The sequence below is a fragment of the Candidatus Symbiopectobacterium sp. genome (assembly GCF_020054415.1).
Taxonomy (GTDB): Bacteria; Pseudomonadota; Gammaproteobacteria; order Enterobacterales; family Enterobacteriaceae; genus Symbiopectobacterium.
The window spans coordinates 1-1,551 of record NZ_JAHWCO010000312.1 but is presented as its reverse complement, the minus strand read 5'-3'; the positions used below and the strand labels follow the sequence as shown (position 1 = coordinate 1,551).

General features: G+C 49.6%; 3 protein-coding genes and 1 pseudogene. All 4 read left to right on the top strand.

Annotated elements, in window-relative coordinates:
- Positions 1-82 (top strand): annotated as a pseudogene (locus QZ506_RS09225) (lipoprotein); the annotation flags it as partial.
- Positions 83-245: 163 nt separating this feature from the next.
- Positions 246-839 carry a YhgN family NAAT transporter gene (locus QZ506_RS09220; protein ID WP_195314464.1) on the top strand — a complete coding sequence of 198 codons (594 nt, stop codon included), beginning with the start codon at positions 246-248 and terminating at the stop codon, positions 837-839.
- A gap of 160 nt (positions 840-999) precedes the next feature.
- On the top strand, positions 1,000-1,230 hold the full coding sequence (locus QZ506_RS09215; RefSeq protein ID WP_291970571.1) for a hypothetical protein: 231 nt from the start codon (positions 1,000-1,002) through the stop codon (positions 1,228-1,230).
- 3 nt (positions 1,231-1,233) lie between these two features.
- On the top strand, positions 1,234-1,419 hold the full coding sequence (locus QZ506_RS09210) for a hypothetical protein (protein ID WP_291970569.1): 186 nt from the start codon (positions 1,234-1,236) through the stop codon (positions 1,417-1,419).
- Positions 1,420-1,551 lie beyond the last annotated feature (132 nt).

Sequence of the window (1,551 nt, the reverse complement as noted above, 5' to 3'; positions counted from 1 at the left end):
GGTGGGTGAAGCCATGGCCATGGTCAAAGCGCTTAACCGGATCACGCTATTAGGAATGCCGAACAGTATTCGCATCACGTAACAATCGACCCGTATGGGGCGCAGTCGTTACAAGTTCTGATTTATTCAACAAAGCCAAAATGTACCAGAAGCCGCAAGTGAATTTATTAGATGACACCGGCTTTTTCAGCAATGTGGCTAATGCGGTGCCATCATTAAATGGATAACAGGAGTCCACCACCACCATGAGCGAAATGATCTCAGCAACCATTCTGTTGCTGTTAATTATGGATCCGTTGGGCAATTTGCCCATTTTTATGTCGGTACTAAAACATCTGGACCCGAAACGCCGACGGGTGGTGCTGATTCGTGAGATGGTGATCGCCCTTGGGCTGATGCTGATTTTTCTGTTTGCGGGCGAACGTATTCTGGCGTTTCTCAATCTGCGTACCGAAACAGTGTCTATTTCGGGCGGCATTGTGCTGTTTTTAATCGCTATCCGCATGATATTCCCGTCGCAGGAAAGCAACAGCAGCGGGTTGCCCGCTGGGGAAGAACCCTTTCTGGTACCGATGGCAATTCCACTGGTCGCCGGACCGTCTATTCTGGCCGCGCTGATGCTGTTATCGCATCAATATCCAGATCAGTTGCCGCATTTAACGCTAGCACTCTGCATCGCCTGGGGGATTTCATTTATCATCCTGTTGATGTCCGATCTCTTTTTGCGCTTACTGGGTGAGAAAGGCGTTGCAGCGCTGGAGCGACTGATGGGGCTGATTCTGGTCATGCTCTCGACCCAGATGTTCCTCGATGGCATCCGTACTTACTTGATGAAATGAGACGGTTACTGACCGGTTTTCGCCCAGCGTGGGCATGAAAGGGATAATCACCGCTATGTTTTTGCTTACCAACGCTCGGCGCATCATCGCCGCCCTGCTCTTTTACAGAGGTACGACGATAGCAGCCTGCCAGAGTGCAGCGGTTTCGAACACCACGGGTTTGAGTCTGGTGCCGTTGCAACCGGGTGTGAATAATCTGGCGCTGGCACACTCGACCTCAGAGGATTTCGCGGTGCTTGCCACCTTCGAAAACAACACCTTACACCCTCACCGATGCTTGAGCTTTTACATCAAAACCCCGGACGGTTATTCAATCGTCCCCAACAGCGATGCGTTTATCTGGTTTGATTATCATATTGCCACATCGCGGAAGAAGATTTTCGATGTTTAACTGGTGCGCTATCCGCAAGGGGTGCGTTTAATCACCGCAGAGAAGGTGGGAGAGGATTTAACCGATGCACAACCAGTTAAACTGCAACGTTACGTATTGCAGGAAAGCCACGACGATCCCGGCGTGCCACTCTATACCTGGCATGAAGAGAAAAGTGTCATCACCACGCAATCCTATGAAGTGTATTAGTCGCGACTAGATCTGACACTGGACCTTGAAAGGTTGAGAGTTACCGGTTTTGATATGGGTGTCTAATCCTTAAACAAAACGCGAGGTAACTCTCATGCTTCATACTAACAATCCCATTATCAAACACAAAGC